Below are 22,285 nucleotides of genomic sequence, written 5' to 3'. Positions count from 1 at the left end.
TTTATATGGTGTTTAAGCTTAGCCTACTTTTACAATAAAGTAGCTTTTCTTACCTTTTTGTAATAATAGAAATTTACCGTCGATAAGATCAGTTTCATTGGCGGTAAAAGTATCATTTACTTTTTGCTTGTTTACAGAGATTGCATTTCCTTTAATCTCTCTTTGCGCTTCACTCTTAGACTTTAAGAATCCTGATTTTTCAGAAAGAAGCTCAACAATATTTACTCCTAAAACATCGGTTTTTGCAATTTCTTTCTGAGGAACTCCATCAAAAACTTCAAGGAAAGTTTCTTCATCAAGACTTACAAGATCTTCAGCTGTGGAACGCCCGAAAAGAATTTCAGAAGCTTTCAGTGCTTTTTCATATTCTTCTCTTCCATGTACCCAAACGGTAACCTCTTTAGCCAGTCTCTTTTGTAGTTTTCTTTCGTGTGCCGCTGTTTTATGTTCTTCAATTAAAACTTCAATTTCTTCTTTTCCTAAGAAAGTATAGAACTTGATGAATCTTTCAGCATCATCATCAGTAGCATTCAGCCAGAACTGGTAGAATTTATAAGGAGAAGTTTTCTTTTTATCCAGCCAGTAATTTTCCCCGCTTTCAGACTTCCCGAATTTAGAGCCATCCGCTTTGGTAATCAAAGGAACTGTTAATGCAAACGCTTCACCCTGAGCTTTTCTACGGATTAGTTCTGTTCCTGTAGTGATATTTCCCCACTGGTCAGAACCTCCCATCTGTAGCTTTACATTGTTATTTTGGTATAAGTGAAGGAAATCATATCCCTGGATGAGCTGGTATGTGAATTCTGTAAAACTCATTCCGTCAACACCTGCGTCTCCGGAAAGTCTTTTCTTTACAGAATCTTTAGCCATCATATAGTTGACGGTGATATTCTTCCCTACATTTTTAGCAAAATCAAGGAAAGAAATATTCTTCATCCAATCGTAATTGTTAACCAGTTCAGCTTTGTTGGGTTCATTTCCTTCAAAGTTTAAGAATTTTGAAAGCTGGTTCTTTAAACAGTCAACATAATGTAAAAGAGTTTCTTCATCCAAAAGATTTCTTTCAGCCGATTTCCCGGAAGGATCTCCAATCATTCCTGTAGCACCTCCTACCAAAGCAATGGGCTTATGGCCATGCAGCTGGAAGTGAGCTAAAATTTTTATCTGGATAAGACTTCCGATATGTAAAGAATCGGCAGTAGGATCAAAACCAATATATGCAGTAGTTACCTCTTTATTCAGTTGTTCATCGGTTCCTGGCATCATATCGGCAAATAGACCACGCCATTTCAGTTCTTCTATAAAGGAATTCATTGATTTTTAACTTTAAAATTTTAAGATGCAAAGATAGTAAATTCAGAAGTATTAAGGGGAAAAAAGCAAAAGAGTGAAATGGTCTCAAAATAGGAGAGTGAAATCATAAAATCATAAAAACTTTTTAGCTTGAAACTTTTATAAACAGAGCCATCCATCTTTCCATTATTTTACTTTTTGTCACTTTGCTTTTTCGCCTCAAATAATCTATATTTGTTATTAATGAACGACGAACAACTATTCCTGCTCATACAGAAGGCCAAGGATAAAGACCAGAAGGCCCAGACTAAACTCATTAATGTTTTTTGGGTGGATGTTTTCTCTTTTGTCATGAAAAAGGTGAGAGATGAAAATGATGCGGATGAAATCACCGTAAACGTTTTTTCAAAAGTATTATCGAAACTGGATATGTTCGATCCTCATTTTCAGTTTAAAACCTGGATTCTTACCATTGCCCAGAATACGGTTATTGATTTCTGGAGAAAAAAGAACCGTGATAATGAAGATGCCGTGGAAAATCTGGATGAAGTTAAAAATCAATACGCAAAATCTCCGGAAGAACTTCTGATTTCTGAAGAAGAGCAGAAGAAGATCATCAAAACAATAGAATCTCTGGATGCTAATTATCAGGATATTATAAAATTGAGATTTTTTGAAGAAAAGAGCATCAAAGAAATTGCTGAAGAACTGGGAATTTCAGTAGCCAATACCAAAGTACGGGTAATGCGTGCTAAAAAAGTCTTAGCCGAATTGTTGAAAAATAATGAGTTTGACGATAATTAAAAACAATATATTCAATAGAAACGGGCTTTAGCCCGTTTGCTGAAAAATAGAAATTCAAAAGTGGCTTTAGCCAAAACATAATCTCACAATTTAATTTAAAAATAAACCTCTTCTTTTGTTTTCGGAAGAATTATTTTTTGCTGCTTTTCCTGATTTCTGTTCTGAAGATTGATCTTGAGTCCCTTTTTAATATAAGTTTCCTTTAAAGATTTACCATATTCAGCAGTGTTTTCCACTTCTTTTGAATAGTTCAGCTGACCTGTTGAAAGATTAAAATCAATATCTTTCCAGTAATCGCCCGGTCTTCCTGAAGTGGAAGAGGTTCCTATGAGTTCAAAATGCCCGTTCTGAAATCTATATTTATCTGTAACATCCCATTTCCAGCTGCTTCCTCCGTTTTGGGAAATGATCAGAATGCCTTTTTCTATTTTTGTTTCTCTGTAAGGATCACCCATCATACCGCCGCCATTGCTTTCCATAACAGCATTTCTAGATTTTTCAAGGATTGTCCATGCTCCGCCTGCCTTTTTCAGAATCTGAATTTCACGGATGTTTCCCATATCTGTGGTGTCCTTTGTATTATAAATAATTACTTTTTCAGGAATTTTGTCTCCATCAAGATCACCATCTATTGTTTCAAGAATAGTAGAGCCTGCCGGTTGAAATTGCTTTTGGGCAAAGCATAAAGTTCCGTATGTAACCCATAAAAGGAAGAATGTTTTTCTCATAAAAATATTTTGAAGAGATAAATATACAAATGAAATTTCGAATTATAAGTTTCATCAATATTTCCGGTTGATGGTTTCCATTAAAAAATCCTTAACTTTGAACTTCAATTTTAGAAATGGAAAATTCAGTTCAAGACACTACCGTTCAAAAACCAAAATGGATCCGCGTAAAACTTCCTACCGGAAAGAATTACAGAGAGCTGAGAACATTGGTTGATAAATATAAATTAAATACCATTTGCCAAAGCGGAAGCTGCCCGAACATGGGAGAATGTTGGGGTGAAGGTACAGCTACTTTCATGATTTTAGGAAATATCTGTACAAGAAGCTGTGGATTCTGTGGCGTAAAAACAGGAAAACCCCTTGATGTAAATTGGGATGAACCTGAAAAAGTAGCAAGATCAATCAAATTAATGAAGATCAAACATGCCGTTCTTACCTCTGTAGACCGTGACGATCTGAAAGATATGGGATCTATTCTTTGGGGAGAAACAGTGAATGCTGTGAGAAGAATTTCTCCGGGAACTACGATGGAAACTCTGATTCCGGATTTCCAGGGTATCACAAAACACCTTGACAGATTGGTAGAAGTAGCTCCGGAAGTAATCTCTCACAATATGGAAACCGTAAAACGTTTGACCAGAGAAGTGAGAATTCAGGCTAAATATGAAAGAAGCCTTGATGTATTGAGATATTTAAAAGAAGCTGGCCAAAGAAGAACCAAAACAGGGGTAATGCTTGGATTGGGAGAAACTAAAGATGAGGTGTTCCAGACTATCGAAGATATCAGAAATGCCAATGTAGATGTTATTACTATGGGACAATATCTGCAGCCGACTAAAAAGCACCTTCCTGTAAAAAAATTCATCACTCCGGAAGAATTTGATGAATTCGGTGATTTTGCAAGAAGTTTAGGGTTCAGACATGTTGAAAGTTCTCCTCTTGTAAGAAGTTCTTACCACGCAGAAAAACATATTCACTAAAATATAAACCGTTCAGAAATGAGCGGTTTTTGTTTTTTTAGGTAGCAGAGATTAGGTTGTAGGGATTAGGGATTAGGGATTAGGGAGTGAAAGGGCTTCCATTTGTAATAACGATTTCCATAATTCCCCTCCTCTGGAGGGGTGGCAGAAATTCAAAGAATTTTTGACGGGGTGGTTTAACACTCACCAAAACCCCAATAACATCGGACTTCAGTCCGCTTATTATAAAATTAAAATCATCCGGCTTTGGCCAAACTATTTATTACAAGCCGTCTCCTTGGTAATCACCCCAATGCGGCCATTAATTTCTATAGGTCTGAAATGTTTCTTTTTGAATTCTGAAGGTGTTTCTCCTGTATGTTGTTTGAATAATTTATTAAAATAGGAAAGACTTTCAAAGCCTACCTGAAAACAGACTTCCGTCACAGACTGATCTTTCAGCAGGAATATTTTAGCCTGATTGATTCTATAGTTGTTGACAAAATCAGTAAAGGTCATATTGGTCTGCTTTTTAAAATACCGACAGAAAGCAGGAGTACTTAGGCTTACCACTTTGGCTACTTCATTGACATTGGGTTTTCGGTCATAATTTTCGTGGATATAGTCGTAGATGGTTCCCATTCTGATTTTATCATTCAAAAACCATTTGATTCGGGTATCTTCTTTATTCAGTTCTTTTACCTCAGTGGAATTGGCAAGAATTTGTAGAATTTCAATCAACCCAACCAAAGATTCAAAAGAAGTTTTATCTTTAATAATCTGTAGTTTCTCAACCACTGTATTTTTGGTCTCTCCTGAAAATGAAAGTCCAAGATAGGAACGTTCTAAAAGGGTTTTGATACTTTCAAATTCAGGAACGGGAAGGATAATGTCCTGAAGGAAGCTTTCCCGCATCTGCAATACAAGCTGTTTGCATTCGGTCTGAATACCATAATCAAAATTAAGATGGGGAACATTGGAACCAATCAGTAAAAGATCACTATCCGTAAAGCCTGAAATATTCTTTCCAACATGCCGGATTCCATTCACTGCTTCCACATATACCAATTCGATTTCCGGATGATAATGCCAGAAAAAACAGTTCTTAAGAGAAGGGGCAAATAGCTTGAATGATTTTCCTTTTTCAAATTCAATAATTTCTTTCTGGATTTTCATTTTGTTCTGGTTTGATTGTTTCTGAATTTAAAATTAAATAAAAAGGTTAATATGGAGCAAATTTTTATCATTCAAAGAGGTGTGAAATTCAAACTTTCTTTCGATTTTTGCACTTTCAAAATAAAGATACTCAACTGTCCTTTAATTTGAACCAAATTAATTCAGAAAAAAGATTTAGATACAATGAAGATTGATAAAAGAATAATACCACTGGCTATTGGTGGTTTAGGGATAGGAACTACGGAATTTACCGTAATGGGACTGTTGCCGGATATTGCAAAAACATTACAGATTACAATCCCGCAAGCCGGACATTTGATTTCAGCATATGCCATGGGAGTGGTTATCGGAGCTCCGATTCTGATCGGGTACTCGGTGAAGTTTCCCCCTAAGAAAGTTTTGATCGCTTTTATGATCCTTTTTACAATATTTAATGGACTTTCGGCTATTGCTCCTGATTATAACAGTATGCTGATTATCCGTTTTCTGTCCGGACTTCCTCATGGAGCATTCTTCGGAGTAGGAACGGTAGTCGCTTCAAAAATGGCAGGAAAAGGGAAAGAAGCATTTTATATATCGATGATGTTTACGGGGCTCACGGTCGCCAACCTGGCAATGGTTCCTCTGGTCACCTATATAGGGCATACTTTCCACTGGAGGCTATACTTTGCTATTGTAGCAGTGATTGGGCTTTTTGCTATTTTGTTTTTAAAACTGTGGCTTCCTCCCATGGAATCAAACCAAAATACCCATTTCATGGAAGAGTTGAAATTCCTTAAAAATAAACAGTCGTGGCTGGTACTGGCGATTACAGCAATTGGATTTGGAGGACTTTTCACATGGTTAAGTTATATTACCCCTTTAATGACGGTAGTGGCAGGAATCAAGAGCAGCCAAATGGCCTATGTCATGGTTCTGGCAGGAGCCGGAATGGTAGTCGGAAATCTGGTGGGAGGGATTGTTTCAGATAAATTGGGACCAGAGAAAACCTGTGCATTGCTGATCTTCCTGATGATGATTTCTCTTGGAGGAGTTTTCTTCCTTGCCGAACATCAGAATATTGCACTTGTATTGACCTTTATGTGTGGTGCTTTATCAATGTCTATTGCATCACCTATCAATATTATGATGATGAAAGCTGCTCCAAAAAGTGAAATGATGGCTGCTGCTTTTATGCAGGCAGGTTTTAATATTGCCAATGCAATGGGGGCTTTTTTTGGGGGAATTCCTCTGGAATACGGTTATTCATTCAACTATCCATCACTGGTTGGAGTAGGAATGACTTTTATTGGGGTGGTTATAAGTGTAAGGTATATGTATTTGTACGGTTCAAAGGCTCAAAATGAAGAGGAAGTTACCGCAGAATGTGTATCCTGTGATAAATAAGATTCTTTCTTATGAAATAAAAAAAGAGCCTGTTTCTGATTGAAACAGGCTCTTCTGTATAAAATGAGTTTTATGCCTCTACTTCATCTCCATTTTTGCACCAATAGAGGGCATTGTATAAATTTTCTTTGGGGAAAGATTTAAACTCTCCCGGCATCAGAACACTGAAGATACTGGTAAAATCACGTATTCCTTCCTTATCTGTAACAATAGCTGACCGGTTCCAGTTGGTAAGATTTTTCAATCCTAACAACAGATCTTCAAGCCATGCTCCCATGGTAAAATTATCCAGATCGGTATCCAAATACAATAAGTAATTCAACTCACCGAATTGCTCTACCTTCTCTTTTACGCGCGGAATTACCAGTCTTTCAAAATCCTCTTTCGTTACTTCTCCCGTTGCATTAAATGCTGCAACATTTTCCGGGGCTTCTGGAATAATTGTTATCATAATAAATATTTTATGGTGGTTTGAGTTTAAAAGAATAACAATAATTACACCATAATTTGGTGGAAAATTGTTAAAAAAGGTATAAATATTGTTACTTTCAGTGTAAAATATTAATATGGATCTCAAATCGAATGAGCCTTTCTGGCTTCTAAAAAACGGACTGTTAGCTTCTTATCCTTCTTTAAAATCAAACAAAGAATGTGATGTTCTCATTGTAGGAGGTGGCATTACAGGAAGCCTGATTGCCCATCAGATGGTAGAAGACGGATATAATACAATCCTTATTGATAAAAGAGAACTTTGTAACGGAAGTACTTCTGCCACCACTTCAATGCTCCAGTACGAAATAGATGTTCCTCTTTATGAACTGATAGAAAAAATAGGCAAAAAAGGCGCTGTTCTGAGCTATGCAGCCTGCAGTAATGCTATTGATACAATAGAAAGGCTTTCAAAAACAACTAAATCCAAGGCCGGTTTTAAACGAAAGAAATCACTGTATTTTGCTTCGAAAAAGAAAGATGCCGAATGGTTGAAGAAAGAATATGAAGCAAGAAAACAAAACGGATTTGGTGTGAAGTGGCTGGAAGCAGAAGAGATTTTTAAAAAATTTGAATTTAAAAATACCTATGGCGGTATTTTATCCAGGCAGGGAGCAAGTATTGACGCTTTTCAGTTTGCCCATGAGCTGTTCATCCATAATGTAAAAAAAGGGTTGAAAATATTTGATAAGACCGAAATGGTAAAAGTGGAGGAGCATAAAGGTTTTAATTTGGTTACTGTAAACAGTGGATTCAATATTAAAGCAAAAAAGATCATTTACTGTATTGGCTACGAAAGTAAAAACTTGCTGAAAGAAAACTTTGTGAATCTGAAAAGTACCTATGCCATTGTTTCTGAAATAGACAAAGACAAATTTAAAAATATCAGCAGTACATTGGTCTGGAATACTGATGATCCTTACCTGTACATGAGAACGACTGATGATGGAAGGCTTCTTATCGGAGGAGGAGATGAAGATTTTTATGCTGCAGAAAAACGTGACGCGATCCTTCATCAAAAAGAAAAAGAGATTCTTAAAAACCTGAAGAAAATAAAACCGGATTACCCTTTTTATACAGATTTTGTCTGGGCCGGAACTTTTGGAGAGACTAAAGATGGTCTGCCTTATATCGGAGAACATCAAAAATTTAAAAACTCTTATTTTGTCCTTGGGTTTGGAGGAAACGGAATTACTTTTTCAGTAACAGGAATGAAGATGGCTTCCTTGTTTATGAAAAATAAAAAACATCCGTTGTCAAGGTATTTTAAATTTGGAAGGTGATTGTATTTTTACCACAAAAGTCACAAAGTTTTTAGAGTCTTTGTTCATTCAAGTTGAAAACTTTGTGCATATGAAGCGCATAAAAGCTAAAAAATCTATGATTTTCAAACTATAATAAAAATTGTTTAGATTCCTACGGAATGACAAACGACCCGGATAAACCGTTATTCGAATTGTGTCATTCCGTAGGAATTCTGGTTAAATTACTTGAAAAAATGTAATAAATAGATACTCCAACAAATACTCCCATTGCACATGCTTAATTCCCATCCTCTGGAGGGGTGGCGAAAATTCAAAGAATTTTTGACGGGGTGGTTTACACGTATTTAATAACATAAAAAAGCGGGTAAAACCCGCTTTTAAACTACAAACTATACCCGTTCTTTTTAGCCAGTTCAACAATAGAACTTTCAATGGCTTTTCCCAGATCATCAGAATCATCATTGCCTCTTTTCTTCATCTCTCCGTCAATATAGGTCTGGCGTTTTTTGGATAGTTCCTCTATTTCTTTCTGGATTTTATCGCGGGCGGCAGACTTTGCCGTAATCGTTTTTTGAATTTCTTCCTTGCTTTTTCCCTTCAGCTCAGCAGGAAGTTCACTTTCTTTTACATGGGCAATAAATCCGGCATCCTTTTCAGCTTTATCCACCAGATCCCAATGGTCATTTTTGTAAGCATTCTTTTTAGATTTGGCAACAGCCCTTTCCACTAAGTTGGATGCTGACTGCGATTCTGCGTTTTTATCCTGTGTGATCTGCTTAAGCCTGTATTCCGAACCATGGTTTCCATAATAGATGTAAGTGTCGTTCAGCTTCGCATTGCATTCGGAAATTTTGATGTCGTAAGGTGTTTCAATATAGATTACTTTCCTGTCACTGTCGATATTGAAGTATTTTCCACCTCCTAAAGACGCTCCGTTTTGCCAGAACGTCTGAATTCCTTCCTCCCGGCTTCCACAGAAAATGGTGTTGGTATAAATATTTTTATCCTTCGCTTTTGAAACAACATCTTTATAATTTATTTTTCCCTGATTGAATGCTTCATTCCCTGCAATATAAATCAGTTTCATACTTTTATCATTACTGTCCCAGTTCAGGTTGGCAGAGGCATCACGAATAACAGCTCCACAATATTCACTGCCGCCATTGGTTCTTAAGGCGAATAGTTTTTCGGAAATAAGATCCAGATCCTGAGTAAGAGGAGCAACCTGGCGGATATAATTTTCATCACGGATTCCGTCGTTGCCATATTCATACAGGGCAATTTCAATCTGGGGTGCTTTTCCATTGTATTTTAAAGTGGTCAAAGTATTCACAATATTCCACAGTCTGGATTTTGCCTGATCAATCAGCCCGTCCATACTATTGGAAGTATCCAGTAAAAGAGCGACCTGAATTTTATTATCCTTTAAGGTTGAGTGAGCCGGAATCACTGTAACTTTTTGCATCGGTAAATTAAGATTACCATTACTTTGTATAGAGAGGTTGTCCGGAATAGTACCAGAGCTTAAAAAAGCTGTACCCGCTGCAAGTGCTAAGATTTTTAAAGTTGTCATATCATTATTTATTATGGGTTATCTGCTGTAATACTGGATCTGCATATCTTTAGGATACTTCACTTCATAGGAGAAGGTAATCTTCTCTGAATTGCCTGAACCTATGTTTCTATTCCACAGGATACTTCCCGTTTTATCATCAAGGCTTCCACCGCCAAGGTCTAATGTTTTAACCAGAATCTTAGAGTTTTCGCTGATCGGAAGCTGATCAAGAACTTCCAGTTCAATATTTTCTTTCGTATTATTTCTGATGCTGATTTGATAAGATTCTGTTTCCCATTTGTTTGTGTTCATAGCCTTTTGAGAGGTCTTGTCTCCAAGCTTGATTCTTTTTACTGTAATTCTTTCATCTACTCCAAGAGAAATCGGGAACTCATCTTTTACATAATTGCTGGTAATATTGGTTTTTCCGATATAGTTATCTTCAAAATAGATATTCGCTTCTCCATTGATGAGGTTGAGGTTCTGCCAGTTCTTCACAAAAGCCATCAGGAATACCTGGTTGTTAAGTTTTGGAACTGTGTGGTATTTGTAAGTGGCATCAACCTGTTTTTTATCAAGGATCACATATTGTTCTTTTTCCTGGCTTACAATGGTTTGATTGTAATTCAATTCATAGATCACATTCATCTGGCTGTCAGAAACTGTAGCTACAGGAATCTGGCTTGGTTTTGCAGCAATATCTTCTCTCATCTGATAAGCATTGGCTGCTGAAATTTCTTTTTTAGATTTATAACCTGCAATTTCCATCTGAGAATTGTAAGGAGTATATTCTGCTACATAAAGTGGCGACAGAATAGGTCTGTCCTGATTGTATGACGGTCTGTACGTAGAGACAAACAACTTTACATTTTTCCAGTCCTGTCCTGTTTTCTGATAAATTTTACCTTTATAAACCATTTCCAGAGGTTTCTTTACAGATTCAGCACGCAAATCATAAGAAGGAATCCATCCGGCATCAGAAACAATATAGCTTACCCCAAGATTCAGACTGGTTTCGTTATCCGCAAGAATTTCAAGAAGAAGCTCTTTACGATTGGTATTTTTATGGGTTTGCTCTTCAGCAGACTGATTGCTGAGCTTTGCGATACTTTCATCCAGAACCGTTTTCTGCTCATTCAGAAGGAATACCTGGTTATCAATTTCCAGCATTCTCTTTCTGTAAAACTCAGTAAGTTTAATAAGCTGTTCTTGTGGAGTAGATTTATCATTGGTAGAAATTTTTAAATTATCATTAATGATATGCTGCTCACCCGTCAGATTTTTGATCTGAATATTCAGAAGGCTTACCTGTCTTTGAAGCTTTTTTGTCTCTGTTTCAAGTTTTTTTTCATTATCTGACAATTCATCATTTTTCAAAAAATTGCTTTGAGGAGTAATGGAAAGCAGTGTCGTATTTTTTTCAAGATTGATTTTATAGGTATTCTCATCCAGATTATTGGGAAGATTGACAATTCTTATGGTATTTCTACCTTTCTGAAGACTTACATTGGTACTTCCGAAAACTTTTGCTCCCTGAAGAAATACAGTGGCCTGTTTTACTTCAATTTCTTTCTTTATTTCCTGTGCTTTGATAAAGGCAACTGAAAATATGATTAATAGTAAAAAATAACGTTTCATTGTTTATTATTTTGAATTCCTGAAGTAAAATTATCCCTATTTAAGACTGAAAATTGGTGAACTTGGTGAAGCAGCCTTTTGACTTGGTGAGTTTTTATAGGAGAAAAAATAGAGGTCTCAAAATTGTCATTCTGACGAAGGAAAAATCTCTTTTACAATAAATTAGATTCCTTTCGAAACGACAAAAAACAAAAAAAGCTACCCTTTGGGCAGCCTTATTTTGAACTTATTATTTTAAAGAATTTCGTATTTTGTTTTGATGCTGTATTTCAGCTTGATGTTTTCAATATTATCAAAAGAATAATCTACCGGAGCATCCGCCATTTCCATCTGTACATTGCTCATTCTTCCTTTGTAAGCAGCAGGCATGATCATATCGCTGGTATAATCTTCTATTTCTACAATTTCAAGAGCATTTCCTGTCTTTTTGCCCATACTTTCCAACAAGTAATCTGCCTTTTCTTTAGCGGCCTTCAAAGCATTGATCTTTACGGCTTTTCTGAAATCTGCAATTTTAGTACTCTTTACCTCAGCAATGTTCAGGCTGCTTACCCATTTTTGGTTCAGATCTTCAAAAATTTTACTCAGACTTGATTTTGTGCTGGCTTTGAACTGATAACTTTTAGTAAACTTGGCTGTTTTAGAATAGATATTCTGGTACATTGATTTGAACTTGATATCCTCGTTCTTTACGCCTGCATTTTTTAAAATTTCAAATAACTTCTTTTCATTATCTGCCAGATCATTTTTGTTATCTGCTTTTATTCCGATACTAAAAATAATTTCATCCGGTTCTACTTCCATTTCGGCAACACCCGTTACTTCAATTGCATTTTTCTTTACTTCCTGAGCATTTACAAAGCTTCCAAGAGTTAAAATTCCGATTAATAAAAAATGTTTCAATTTCATAATTTCCTGTTTTTAAATTTTTAATTCTGATGTAAAATTAGGCAGATCAGAAACCGGAATTCGGGAGACTTGGTGAAATGGAGCTTTCACTTGGTGAGGCTTGAGAAATGAATTACTTCTCTTTATTTTTCTTCAGATCATACTTTACGCTGAGGTTCATAATATATTGTATGCCTACTTCAGGATCGGAGTTGTTGATGACTTTATCAAAGCCGGTATAATCTGTTCCGTCATAGTAAAAGGTCTTTGATTTTCGCTCCTCCTTTTTGATATATCTGGTGTCATATCCATAGGTGACATTGGCGCTTTCAAAGGCTGCATAATTCTGATATTGATTTTTTGGGAAAGTATAAGTAAAACCTGAAGTTGCTGTAGGGCTTCCAATAGTTTCTTTTTTAAAGAGCCTGAAATAATTATCCTTCTTTTTGTCAAAAACAGCATAAGCCTCTTTGAGAAGGTCTTCCTGGATTTTATCAATATCATTGCTGATATAATCCACTTTAATAACATCATAAATCTGGAAATCTGAAGCTTCAGAGATCAGCTTTTCTATCATTGAATACTTGTTTACGGTAATAATGATATTCTTCTTGGTTTCGAACCCGTCCATTTTCTGAATGGTTACCTGAGTGTCTTTATTAATGTCATAATCATAGATTTTTGTCTGTGAGATAAAATCCACAAAAATATCATCGTTTTTGATGCCTATTGATGATATTCTTTTTATAAAACCATTGATTCTCCTGTTGATATTTTCGATGGCAATTTTAGGCGTTGCAGCTTCTTCATTCAACCCCAGAGTAAGTTTATAGCGGTCTGCAGTCTTATTCATCAATACTTTTACATTAACAACAAGCGTGGAATCATTCGTGAAATAACTATTGGCATTGTTGAATTCATTGAGGTTTTTTGGAGCGGAATAATCATAATTATTTTTGTCTCTGTAAATTTGGTTTCCTCCCACCTGCGCTTTTGACAAGCTTAAAAAAGAAGTCATGATGAGAAAAAATGCTACTGTTTGTTTTTTCATGATTTTTAAATTTGAATTATTTTGCCCCAAACTTAGCCTTACAGTCACATTGTCAATGACTCAACTTGGTGAAAGGCAAGCTTCACTTGGTGAATAGTTTTTGAGCAGACTATATATATGTATATCTTTGTTTTATGAAAATGCTTAAACTCTTTACCTTCTTTTTACTGGCGCTTTGGGGAAATACAATACATTCCCAAACCACGAATAACAGCAGTGCTGCTGTGGAAGAAGTGCAGGTAGAAACGAAGAGGCTGAAAAAAGCAATTGATACTAAAAATGAACCTGCCCAGGCTGATTCATATTATAATATTGGTGAAACATTTTTTAATAACGGGAATTTTCCGAAGAGTGAAGAGTATTACACCAAAGCTAAAAATCTGTATGAAAAACTTAACGACAAACCCAATATTGAAAAAGCAACCCGCAGATTAGCCCAGTCACAGGAAAAACAGAACAAAATAACGCCTGCTATCAGCAACTATGGCAGAGCGGCACAAATGGGGTACAGTGAAAAAAGTAAAGCTGTAAATACTAATGATGTTGCAAGACTTTCTTCTCCAACGCCCGAAGTTAAGGCGGAAGCGATCCAGAATAATATCAATCTGAGTAAAAAAGAAAACGAACAGGGCGATCTTGCAGAAAGCTACAGTCAACTGGCTGATGTTAATCTTAAACAGAAAGATGTTTCCAGCGCAGAAGAAAACCTGAATACCGCCTATAAAATTTCCAAAAAAGAAGCTCCTCAACAGGCATTGGCGATCAATCAGAAATTAGCAGATCTCTATGTTGAGAACAAAAATTATGATAAAGCTATTGAAGCTAAAAAGAAAGTACTGAAAGAAGATTTTGTGAAGGACAATTCGCAGGAAAAAGTCAATCAGATTCAGGAACTGGCAGATATCTATATTAAGAAGAATGATCCGAAAGAAGCCGTAGGTCTTTTGAAAAATGCCTATGGAATTGCCTTAGATAAAGGTCATACCCTGGAAGCACAGAAAAGCGTAAAAAAGCTGGACAGCCTTTATGCGATTTCAGGAAATGTGGATGCCTCCGTTCAGTTATACAGAGACTTTTTAGGAAAACTCCCGAATCTTGTTTCCAAAGACAGAAGTCTGGTTGATAATAAAATTCTGGAAGATACCGAACAGAGAATATCCCAGCTGGAAAAAGAAAAAGAGCTGAAAGATGAGCTTATCAGAAAGAAAAATGTGTTCAATTACAGTCTGATTGGTGCTTTGATTCTACTGACGGGATTGATGATTTTTATTTTCAGAACATTGAAAAAGGTTCAGACGAAAAATAAAAAAATTGCCCTTCAATCATTACGCAGAGAGATGAACCCGCATTTTATTTTTAACAGTTTAAATAGCGTTAATCACTTTATAGCCACCAATAATGAACTGGAAGCCAATCAGTATCTGACTAAATTTTCAAAGCTGATGCGCGGGGTGATGGAAAACTCAGCCGAAGATTTTATTCCTTTCCAGCAGGAGCTTGATCTTCTTCAAAATTATCTTGCTTTAGAAAAAACACGTTTTGCAGATAAGTTCGATTATGAAATTGATGTAGATGAAAGCCTGAATATGCAAAACCTGCAAGTTCCGGGAATGCTTATACAGCCGTTTCTGGAAAATGCAGTCTGGCATGGACTCCGCTACAGATCCGTAAAAGGATTTTTAAAACTAAGCTTTGATAAAAGTGAATCACACCTTAAAATTATTATCGAAGACAACGGAATAGGAATTGAAGAAAGTAAAAAGCAGAAAACCCAGCATCAAAAGACAAGAGAGGGCAGAGGAATGAAAAATACACTGGAAAGAATCCAGCTTCTGAACGATCTGTATAAGAAAGATATTACCTGCTCTGTAAAGGATAAAGAAAATAATACCGGAGTTTTGGTAACGCTCCAGATCAATTTGATCTGATCTGAATTCAGGCTAGATCTTCTTTATAAATTGATGACGATTTAGGATAACATAAAAAGGAATATAACGCTATACGTTTCTTTGAGGAGATTGTAAAGTTGGCTAAATATTCCTAATTTGCACCAGCAACCTAGTAGCTGCCACCTAATATCTATTCAAATGAAAATAAAAGCTGTCATTGTAGATGATGAAATCATAGCAAGAGAAGTTCTGAGAAGTTATCTTACCAAATACTGCCCGCAGGTGGAAATTCTTGGTGAAGCGGAGAATATTAAAGAAGCCGTGCCTTTAATCACTGAGAAACAGCCTCAATTGGTCTTTCTGGACGTAGAAATGCCTTTTGGAAATGCTTTTGACGTTCTGGAAGCAACCAGAGATCTATCCTATGAAACCATTTTCATTACGGCATTTTCACAATATTCTTTGCAGGCTTTAAATAAATCGGCAAGTTATTATATTTTAAAACCTATTGATATTCAGGAACTCATTCTGGCGGTCAATAAAGTGGTGGAAAGCCTTGAGAAAAAAGAAGAACTTAACAGAAACAAGATTCTCCTTGAAAATCTGAAATTAAAACCTGAAAAGCAGCAGTTGATCCTGCCCACTTTACAAGGATTTGATGTGGTAAAAACCGAAGATATTGTAAGGCTTCAGGCAGATGGAAACTTTACACAGGTTTATCTTACCGACGGCTCCAAAAAAATGGTGTGCCGCTTTTTGAAACATTTCGATGACCTTCTGGAAAATCCGTTCGTGAGGGTTCACCGTTCCCATATTATCAATACAGGGTTTGTAAAATCTTATCATAAAAGTGGAACCGTAATGTTGTCTGACGATACGGAAATTGAAGTCTCCGGAAGCTTTAAAGATAATTTTCTGAAAGTTTTTTCATAGAATTTATTGTTCCTTAACAGGTGTAAGGCATTATTTTTGACGTTTTCCTAAATAACCATACAAAATCTTACTGTCATGAAAACCATTCATAAAATTATCCTTCCCGTTTCGTTGGGAGCATTGGGTCTTATCATTTTCAATTCCTATTCAGTAAGAATTCCCAGAGGTGCTTCTGCCGTAAAGAATTTTGATCTTAAAAAATACCTTGGCAGATGGTATGAGATTGCCCGTTTTGATTACAGGTTCGAAAAAAATATGGATAATGTCACTGCAGAATATTCGTTGAATCCGGATGGTACTGTTCAGGTCAGAAATAAAGGGTACGATTACGTTAAAAAAGTATGGAATGAATCTATCGGGGAAGCTAAATTTGTAAAAGATCCTACAGAAGCCCGTCTGAAAGTTTCATTTTTTAAGCCGATCTGGGCCGGTTATAACGTTATAGATATTGATGAAGACTATCAATATGCGCTGGTAGCTGGCAGCAGTTTAAAATATCTATGGATTCTTTCCCGTACTACCAATATTCCGGAAAGTATCCGTCAGCGTTTTCTTCAGAAAGCAAGAAAAATTGGATATAATACCAATGAACTCATCTGGGTGAAACATAATTAATAATAAAAATACAAAAGAGCAAAATCATACAATTTTGCCCTTTCATACTTTTATCTTGTAGATATTAGCTTTTAATATACTCCTTCCATTCTTCAAAACGATGATCGATAACCTGCTTCATCAGATCATAGTTTTCGTAGGTATCCTCGATGTGATAGAAGGTTTCGTATTCATAGTCACTTTCCTCTGCTTTGGCATCGAAAATGTTCACATAATCATCAGCAAACGAACTGTGTCTGTTTCCAAAATCGGTTTCATCCGCATAATAATCTTTTGCAAAAAGATTTCCCAGTTCATTCAGATCATATTCAGAAAATTTTCCGTCACAGGAATCCATAATGAATTCCGCACCCGTAATTTCTCTTCGTTTTAATTTTTCAATTTCTTCTTCATGGTCTTCTTTCAGTTCATCAGAAATCATATGGTTGTGAATGCACCAGTTCAGGAACATTCCTGTGTGTGTTGCCCCGTTTTTCTGAGGAAGTCCTTCCGGAAAATCACCGCCATAATGCCATGAAGCATCATCATATTTAGACATAATTTGTATTGTAGTTTTAAATATTTTCATCAAAAATAGAAAAAATCAATTTATATTGCCGCAGCCACAGAATTTCCCGTCATTTGCAGAGAATTTTTTTCAACAAAAAAACATATGGAAAAAGCTGTCCTGATCACCATTGGTGACGAAATCCTTTCTGGAAATACGGTAGATACCAATTCTAACTTTATTGCTGCCGAACTTAAAAACATAGGAATAAAAGTTACTCAGATTCTTACCATCTCAGACGAAATTGAAACCATTAAAAATGCATTGAGTATTGCTTTTGAAACCGGTGATTTAGTTATTACAACTGGAGGGCTCGGGCCTACCAGAGATGATAAAACCAAAAAGGCGCTGGCAGAGTATTTTAATGATGAAATTGCTTTGGATGAGGTAACTTTCAATCATCTTAAAAGTTACATGGAAAGAAGAGGGCGGGCAGATATTCTGGAGAGAAACAGAGAACAGGCTTTTGTACCTACAAAATCTATTGTTTTTCAAAACCATTATGGAACTGCACCCTGTATGATGATGGAGCAGAACGGAAAATTGTGTTACAGCCTTCCGGGGGTTCATTACGAAGTAAAACCGCTTATTAAAGATCAGGTTATTCCTTATTTGCAGCAAAGATTCAGCCTTCATTACATTCATACCAGAATTGTTTCTGTAGTGGGAATTCCTGAGAGTATTCTTGCAGATAAGATCGAAGACTGGGAACTGGCACTTCCGGAAAATATTGCACTGTCTTATCTTCCGGTTGGAACACGGGTGAAGCTTCGTCTGACGGCTTCCGGTGAGAATGAAGAACAGCTGAAGCATAGAACGGAAGAAGAAATTCAAAAATTGCTGCCTTTGGTAGAAGGTCATGTCATTGCAGTATCTGAAGATAAAATTGAGAATATTCTGGCAGAAATGCTTACTGAAAGGAATCTGACGATTTCTACTGCAGAAAGCTGTACAGGAGGTGAGCTGGCAAAAATGATCACTTCAGTTTCCGGCAGCTCAAAATACTTCCTTGGTGGAATGGTGGCTTATGCTACAGAGAAAAAGATTAAAATTTTAAATGTTTCCAGAGACACCGTAGATCAGTTTACTGTAGTGAGTGAGCAGGTGGCACAGGAAATGGCAAAAGGATGCCAGCAATTGTTTGAAACCCATATTTCCCTTTCTACCACTGGAGTCGCAGGGCCAGGAAAAGGAGAAGATGGTAAAGGTATAGGAACTGTTTTTTATACCATCAGGATCAATGATCAGGAGGTGACCTCCAAATTATATATGCCACATCTGGAAAGAGTAGATTTTATGGATTTTGTCTCCCAAAAGGTGATTCAGGATTTGGTAAGTCTTCTAATAAACAGTTAAATAGGAGTCTGTTTTTTTAATTTTTTTTTAATTAATTTTTATACAGTTTTTCACACTTTTTGAAAGCCATTCAATAAATTTCAAAATCGTGGAAAATTCCAAACAGATTTTTCAGACCAACAGCAAGAAACGCTGGAAAAGTGTACAATGGGGAAGCCGTGTTTTTATCTTTATAGGAATACTGCTTCTGCTTGCGTTGGGTCTGATGATGACCCTGGACAGAAGTCCTAAAATCCCTTTTAAAGAAGACTATAAAGCTGTCATTACAGCCAATAAACCCTATCTTCAGGAGAATAAAATATCCAAAGAATATAAAGGTTTCAGAAGCTTTATTTCTGAAAAAACAATCCATACCAACCTCGACAAAATTCAGAAAGCGAGAGCAGAAAGATATAAAAATCAGAACAGAAACTGGGCTCAGTTTCCAGGTGGAATCCGGTCTGCATTCTATGTCGCATGGGATCCTCAGTCTCTGATGTCTCTGAAACGAAATATCAGACACGTCAATCTGGTTTTTCCGGAATGGTTTTTCCTTGATCCTAAAACAGGAGATCTGAAAACAAATGTAGATCCGGAAGGCTATAAAGTGATCAAAAGAACGGGAGTTGCTGCCATGCCGATGCTGAGCAACAATTCCAATCAGGAATTCCATTCAGAAGGACTGGTAAAAGTTCTTAATGATCCGCAGAAAAGAACCCATCTGATTCAAAAGATTACTCAGCAATGTCAAAAATATCATTTCAAAGGAATTAATATTGACTTTGAGGATATGAACCTGAACTCTGATGAAAATCTGATTGCCTTTATGAAAGAACTGTCAGAGACCTTCAAAAAAAATCAGTTATTGGTTACCATGGATATCATGACGGATAATGATGATTATAACATCCCAAGATTAGATCCTTATGTAGATTACTTTGTGCTGATGGCTTACGATGAATATTCTGCAGGAAGTGATGCCGGGCCGGTTTCTTCACAGAAATGGATCGAAGAACAGACAGGAAAAATTGTGAAGCAGACCTCTCCTCAGAAAATCATTCTGGGATTAGGAGCGTATGGCTACGACTGGAGTTCCAATAAAGATGACAATACCTCCGTTACCTACATGCAGGCCATTACCAAAGCCAGCGCCAGTAAAGCGTTAATTGATTTTAATGACAATACTTTTAATTTAAATTATTCTTACACAGATTCTAAAAATCTCACCCATACCGTATTTTTCAATGATGCAGCCTCCATTTTTAATACAATGCGTTTCTCCTCAGAATATCCATTGGCAGGAACGGCACTCTGGAGACTGGGAAGTGAAGACAGCAGAGTATGGAATTTTTATGATAAAGATCTTACGTTTGCAGGACTTTCCAAACTGAATTTGAAAACACTCGAAAATGTAAAAGGGCAAACCATGGTGGATTACATCGGAGACGGAGAAGTGCTGGATGTTCTGAATACTCCTCATGACGGAAAAATAGCGCTTGAAATTGATCCGAAAGAGAAAATTATCACAGACGAAAATTATGTCACATATCCCAGCTCTTACGAAGTGAAAAAATATGGAAGTGCTCCTCAGAAAGAACTTGTTCTTACTTTTGATGATGGTCCGGATGAAACATATACTCCGCAGGTATTGGATATCCTGTCCAAATATCATGTTCCGGCAGCATTCTTTTTAGTAGGATTAAATGCAGAAAAGAACCTTCCACTCGTTAAAAGAATTTACAGAGAAGGACACGAGATCGGAAACCACACATTTACCCACGAGAATGTTGCGAAAGTAAGTCCGGAAAGAGCTTTACTGGAACTGAAACTAACAAGATTACTGATAGAATGCGTGACAGGGCACAGTACAATTCTGTTCAGAGCTCCCTATAACGCGGACTCTGAGCCTACCACTTCAGAAGAGATTATTCCGGTGGCTTTGGCAAGACAGCAAAACTATCTTGATATCGGTGAAAATATTGATCCTGAAGACTGGCAGCCCGGAATAAAAGCAGATGAAATTGTAAAACGTGTAATGGCAGGAGTCAAACATGAGAGAGGAAATATCATTCTTCTTCATGATGCGGGTGGAGATACGAGAGCAGAGACGGTGAAAGCTTTGAAAATTCTGATCCCAACACTTCAGAAACAAGGTTATCATTTTACCAACCTGACGAATATCTTGCATAAAAGCAGAAGCGAACTGATGCCGGCAGTTCCTAAAACAAAGTCGTATTACATCATGCAGCTGAACCTTGTGTTAGCGACCGTTATCTATGGAATAAGCCATTTTCTGGTGGCTTTGTTTACCATTTTTATTGTATTGGGAATGATCAGACTGCTGCTGATGGCCTATTGGGCTTTTAAAGAAAGAAGAAAAGAAAAAAAACTGGGCGGATTTCCGGTTCTGGAATCCTATCCGAAAGTCTCCATTATTGTGCCTGCCTATAATGAAGAAGTAAATATTGTTTCTTCCCTTCAGAATTTGTTGAAACAGACTTATCCGAATTTTAATATCATCATGGTAGATGACGGAAGCAAAGATTCTACATATGAAAAAGCAGTAGAAGCATTCCCGAATCACCCGAACCTGAAAATTTTCACCAAAAGTAATGGCGGAAAAGCAACCGCTTTAAACTTTGGAATTTCAGAAACTGATGCAGAATATGTGGTGTGCATTGATGCAGATACCAAACTTCAGCAGGATGCTGTAAAATACATGATCGCAAGATTTTTGAATTCAAATCCTGAAGAGAAAATAGCTGCTGTTGCTGGAAATGTGAAAGTAGGAAACAGAGTAAACTGGCTCACCAAATGGCAGGCCATAGAATATACTACAAGTCAGAATTTCGACAGGCTTGCGTATGCTCATATCAATGCTATTACCGTAATTCCAGGGGCTATCGGAGCCTTTAAAAGATCGGTGATTATTGAAGCAGGAGGTTATTCATCTGATACTTTAGCGGAAGACTGTGATATTACTGTGAAAATATTAAAAGCGGGATACACGGTGGCCAATGAAAACAGAGCCGTTGCAGTTACTGAAGCTCCTGAAACCGTAAAGCAGTTTTTGAAACAGCGTTTTCGCTGGATCTATGGAATTATGCAGATGTTCTGGAAACAGAGACAAACTTTCCTTAACCCCAAATATAAAGGATTGGGACTTTGGGCAATGCCGAATATTTTATTATTCCAATACATTATTCCGTTTTTCTCGCCAATGGCAGACGTGATCATGTTCTTTGGAATTCTGTCCGGAAACGGAGACAAAATATTTACCTATTATCTGATCTTTCTTTTAGTGGATGCCTCATTAGCTTTAGTGGCATTCATTGTGCAGCGGGAAAAACTGATTAACCTCCTGTATATTATTCCGCAGAGATTCGGGTATAGATGGCTGATGTATATTGTATTATTCAAAAGTTTAAGAAAAGCACTGAAAGGCGAAATGCAGTCCTGGGGATTCCTGAAAAGGACTGGAAATGTGAAAGAGATAGCAACTTCTTAAAAAGTTGGGAAACTTCTGCCTTCTATTGTCTGATTTTTCCAGTAAAAGTAAAGGTTGGATCAAAAAAAATGTGATCATGTAGCTGGAGGTTGTTTTATGACGTTCATAACTTCCAGCTTCCTGCTCCCAACTTCCCACTTAAAGATTTTCATGTTATTTATTTAAATTTGTTTTATTGAAAAGTAACAAATTCGAAATAAATCATACATATTCTAAAAATTGT

18 protein-coding genes are annotated in these 22,285 nt (G+C 36.6%); 9 read left to right on the top strand and 9 right to left on the bottom strand.

What is annotated here, in order from left to right:
- Nucleotides 1-18: 18 nt before the first annotated feature.
- Nucleotides 19-1,314 (bottom strand): tyrosine--tRNA ligase, encoded by a 1,296-nt coding sequence (gene tyrS, locus ACWPWS_RS11145; RefSeq protein WP_454046533.1) that lies wholly within the window; start codon nucleotides 1,312-1,314, stop codon nucleotides 19-21.
- Between the two features lie 222 nt (nucleotides 1,315-1,536).
- Here tyrS and ACWPWS_RS11140 point away from each other — a divergent pair, with 222 nt between their 5' ends.
- Complete coding sequence (locus ACWPWS_RS11140) at nucleotides 1,537-2,097, top strand: RNA polymerase sigma factor (protein ID WP_149388260.1); 561 nt, start codon at nucleotides 1,537-1,539, stop codon at nucleotides 2,095-2,097.
- Nucleotides 2,098-2,192: 95 nt separating this feature from the next.
- On the opposite strand, the gene ACWPWS_RS11135 is transcribed toward ACWPWS_RS11140, so the two are convergent.
- Nucleotides 2,193-2,825, bottom strand: coding sequence for a hypothetical protein (locus ACWPWS_RS11135; RefSeq protein ID WP_454046532.1), 633 nt, complete (start codon nucleotides 2,823-2,825; stop codon nucleotides 2,193-2,195).
- Between the two features lie 116 nt (nucleotides 2,826-2,941).
- On the opposite strand from ACWPWS_RS11135, the gene lipA reads away from it, so the two are divergent.
- Nucleotides 2,942-3,808: a lipoyl synthase gene (gene lipA / locus ACWPWS_RS11130; RefSeq protein WP_105683859.1), complete on the top strand. Its 867-nt coding sequence runs from the start codon at nucleotides 2,942-2,944 to the stop codon at nucleotides 3,806-3,808.
- Between the two features lie 255 nt (nucleotides 3,809-4,063).
- Here the strand turns inward: lipA and ACWPWS_RS11125 are convergent, their stop codons facing one another.
- Nucleotides 4,064-4,963, bottom strand: coding sequence for an AraC family transcriptional regulator (locus ACWPWS_RS11125; RefSeq protein WP_454046531.1), 900 nt, complete (start codon nucleotides 4,961-4,963; stop codon nucleotides 4,064-4,066).
- Between the two features lie 183 nt (nucleotides 4,964-5,146).
- Here ACWPWS_RS11125 and ACWPWS_RS11120 point away from each other — a divergent pair, with 183 nt between their 5' ends.
- Nucleotides 5,147-6,349: an MFS transporter gene (locus tag ACWPWS_RS11120; RefSeq protein ID WP_454046530.1), complete on the top strand. Its 1,203-nt coding sequence runs from the start codon at nucleotides 5,147-5,149 to the stop codon at nucleotides 6,347-6,349.
- A 70-nt stretch (nucleotides 6,350-6,419) separates the two neighbouring features.
- On the opposite strand, the gene ACWPWS_RS11115 is transcribed toward ACWPWS_RS11120, so the two are convergent.
- Nucleotides 6,420-6,800 (bottom strand): SpoIIAA family protein, encoded by a 381-nt coding sequence (locus ACWPWS_RS11115; protein WP_047377160.1) that lies wholly within the window; start codon nucleotides 6,798-6,800, stop codon nucleotides 6,420-6,422.
- A 115-nt stretch (nucleotides 6,801-6,915) separates the two neighbouring features.
- Between ACWPWS_RS11115 and ACWPWS_RS11110 the strand changes: the two genes are divergently transcribed.
- Complete coding sequence (locus ACWPWS_RS11110; protein ID WP_454046529.1) at nucleotides 6,916-8,121, top strand: NAD(P)/FAD-dependent oxidoreductase; 1,206 nt, start codon at nucleotides 6,916-6,918, stop codon at nucleotides 8,119-8,121.
- Between the two features lie 364 nt (nucleotides 8,122-8,485).
- Here the strand turns inward: ACWPWS_RS11110 and ACWPWS_RS11105 are convergent, their stop codons facing one another.
- The 4 genes from ACWPWS_RS11105 to ACWPWS_RS11090 all read right to left on the bottom strand — a co-directional run bounded on the left by ACWPWS_RS11105 (nucleotide 8,486) and on the right by ACWPWS_RS11090 (nucleotide 13,235).
- On the bottom strand, nucleotides 8,486-9,676 hold the full coding sequence (locus ACWPWS_RS11105) for a VWA domain-containing protein (protein ID WP_454046528.1): 1,191 nt from the start codon (nucleotides 9,674-9,676) through the stop codon (nucleotides 8,486-8,488).
- An 18-nt stretch (nucleotides 9,677-9,694) separates the two neighbouring features.
- On the bottom strand, nucleotides 9,695-11,296 hold the full coding sequence (locus tag ACWPWS_RS11100; RefSeq protein WP_454046527.1) for a DUF4139 domain-containing protein: 1,602 nt from the start codon (nucleotides 11,294-11,296) through the stop codon (nucleotides 9,695-9,697).
- Between the two features lie 234 nt (nucleotides 11,297-11,530).
- Nucleotides 11,531-12,205, bottom strand: a complete 675-nt coding sequence (locus tag ACWPWS_RS11095) for an SIMPL domain-containing protein (RefSeq protein WP_454046526.1) — start codon at nucleotides 12,203-12,205, stop codon at nucleotides 11,531-11,533.
- Nucleotides 12,206-12,317: 112 nt separating this feature from the next.
- Nucleotides 12,318-13,235 (bottom strand): SIMPL domain-containing protein, encoded by a 918-nt coding sequence (locus tag ACWPWS_RS11090; protein WP_454046525.1) that lies wholly within the window; start codon nucleotides 13,233-13,235, stop codon nucleotides 12,318-12,320.
- Nucleotides 13,236-13,369: 134 nt separating this feature from the next.
- Between ACWPWS_RS11090 and ACWPWS_RS11085 the strand changes: the two genes are divergently transcribed.
- The 3 genes from ACWPWS_RS11085 to ACWPWS_RS11075 all read left to right on the top strand — a co-directional run bounded on the left by ACWPWS_RS11085 (nucleotide 13,370) and on the right by ACWPWS_RS11075 (nucleotide 16,672).
- The gene (locus ACWPWS_RS11085) at nucleotides 13,370-15,163 is read left to right on the top strand and encodes a tetratricopeptide repeat-containing sensor histidine kinase (protein WP_454046524.1); all 1,794 of its coding nucleotides are present in this window, start codon (nucleotides 13,370-13,372) and stop codon (nucleotides 15,161-15,163) included.
- Between the two features lie 159 nt (nucleotides 15,164-15,322).
- A complete protein-coding gene (locus tag ACWPWS_RS11080) occupies nucleotides 15,323-16,057 on the top strand; it encodes a LytR/AlgR family response regulator transcription factor (RefSeq protein ID WP_454046523.1) in 735 nt (244 codons plus the stop codon).
- A 75-nt stretch (nucleotides 16,058-16,132) separates the two neighbouring features.
- On the top strand, nucleotides 16,133-16,672 hold the full coding sequence (locus tag ACWPWS_RS11075) for a lipocalin family protein (protein WP_454046522.1): 540 nt from the start codon (nucleotides 16,133-16,135) through the stop codon (nucleotides 16,670-16,672).
- A gap of 64 nt (nucleotides 16,673-16,736) precedes the next feature.
- Here ACWPWS_RS11075 and ACWPWS_RS11070 read toward each other — a convergent pair whose 3' ends face one another.
- Nucleotides 16,737-17,210, bottom strand: a complete 474-nt coding sequence (locus tag ACWPWS_RS11070; protein WP_454046521.1) for a DUF7832 domain-containing protein — start codon at nucleotides 17,208-17,210, stop codon at nucleotides 16,737-16,739.
- Nucleotides 17,211-17,324: 114 nt separating this feature from the next.
- Between ACWPWS_RS11070 and ACWPWS_RS11065 the strand changes: the two genes are divergently transcribed.
- Nucleotides 17,325-18,575 carry a CinA family nicotinamide mononucleotide deamidase-related protein gene (locus ACWPWS_RS11065; RefSeq protein WP_454046520.1) on the top strand — a complete coding sequence of 417 codons (1,251 nt, stop codon included), beginning with the start codon at nucleotides 17,325-17,327 and terminating at the stop codon, nucleotides 18,573-18,575.
- Nucleotides 18,576-18,663: 88 nt separating this feature from the next.
- Entirely contained in the window at nucleotides 18,664-22,062 is a 3,399-nt protein-coding gene (locus ACWPWS_RS11060; protein WP_454046519.1) for a polysaccharide deacetylase family protein, read from the top strand.
- The last annotated feature ends 223 nt before the right edge of the window (nucleotides 22,063-22,285 follow it).

The organism is Chryseobacterium sp. Marseille-Q8038 (assembly GCF_965111995.1).
Note: the sequence above shows the minus strand (reverse complement) of the source record. Positions and strands in the feature narration are given on the sequence as shown.

Bases quoted from the DNA above. Each gene is read 5' to 3' on its own strand.
- tyrS (WP_454046533.1), bottom strand. From the start codon at position 1,314: ATGAATTCCTTTATAGAAGAACTGAAATGGCGTGGTCTATTTGCCGAT.
- ACWPWS_RS11140 (WP_149388260.1), top strand. From the start codon at position 1,537: ATGAACGACGAACAACTATTCCTGCTCATACAGAAGGCCAAGGATAAA.
- ACWPWS_RS11135 (WP_454046532.1), bottom strand. From the start codon at position 2,825: ATGAGAAAAACATTCTTCCTTTTATGGGTTACATACGGAACTTTATGC.
- lipA (WP_105683859.1), top strand. From the start codon at position 2,942: ATGGAAAATTCAGTTCAAGACACTACCGTTCAAAAACCAAAATGGATC.
- ACWPWS_RS11125 (WP_454046531.1), bottom strand. From the start codon at position 4,963: ATGAAAATCCAGAAAGAAATTATTGAATTTGAAAAAGGAAAATCATTC.
- ACWPWS_RS11120 (WP_454046530.1), top strand. From the start codon at position 5,147: ATGAAGATTGATAAAAGAATAATACCACTGGCTATTGGTGGTTTAGGG.
- ACWPWS_RS11115 (WP_047377160.1), bottom strand. From the start codon at position 6,800: ATGATAACAATTATTCCAGAAGCCCCGGAAAATGTTGCAGCATTTAAT.
- ACWPWS_RS11110 (WP_454046529.1), top strand. From the start codon at position 6,916: ATGGATCTCAAATCGAATGAGCCTTTCTGGCTTCTAAAAAACGGACTG.
- ACWPWS_RS11105 (WP_454046528.1), bottom strand. From the start codon at position 9,676: ATGACAACTTTAAAAATCTTAGCACTTGCAGCGGGTACAGCTTTTTTA.
- ACWPWS_RS11100 (WP_454046527.1), bottom strand. From the start codon at position 11,296: ATGAAACGTTATTTTTTACTATTAATCATATTTTCAGTTGCCTTTATC.
- ACWPWS_RS11095 (WP_454046526.1), bottom strand. From the start codon at position 12,205: ATGAAATTGAAACATTTTTTATTAATCGGAATTTTAACTCTTGGAAGC.
- ACWPWS_RS11090 (WP_454046525.1), bottom strand. From the start codon at position 13,235: ATGAAAAAACAAACAGTAGCATTTTTTCTCATCATGACTTCTTTTTTA.
- ACWPWS_RS11085 (WP_454046524.1), top strand. From the start codon at position 13,370: ATGAAAATGCTTAAACTCTTTACCTTCTTTTTACTGGCGCTTTGGGGA.
- ACWPWS_RS11080 (WP_454046523.1), top strand. From the start codon at position 15,323: ATGAAAATAAAAGCTGTCATTGTAGATGATGAAATCATAGCAAGAGAA.
- ACWPWS_RS11075 (WP_454046522.1), top strand. From the start codon at position 16,133: ATGAAAACCATTCATAAAATTATCCTTCCCGTTTCGTTGGGAGCATTG.
- ACWPWS_RS11070 (WP_454046521.1), bottom strand. From the start codon at position 17,210: ATGTCTAAATATGATGATGCTTCATGGCATTATGGCGGTGATTTTCCG.
- ACWPWS_RS11065 (WP_454046520.1), top strand. From the start codon at position 17,325: ATGGAAAAAGCTGTCCTGATCACCATTGGTGACGAAATCCTTTCTGGA.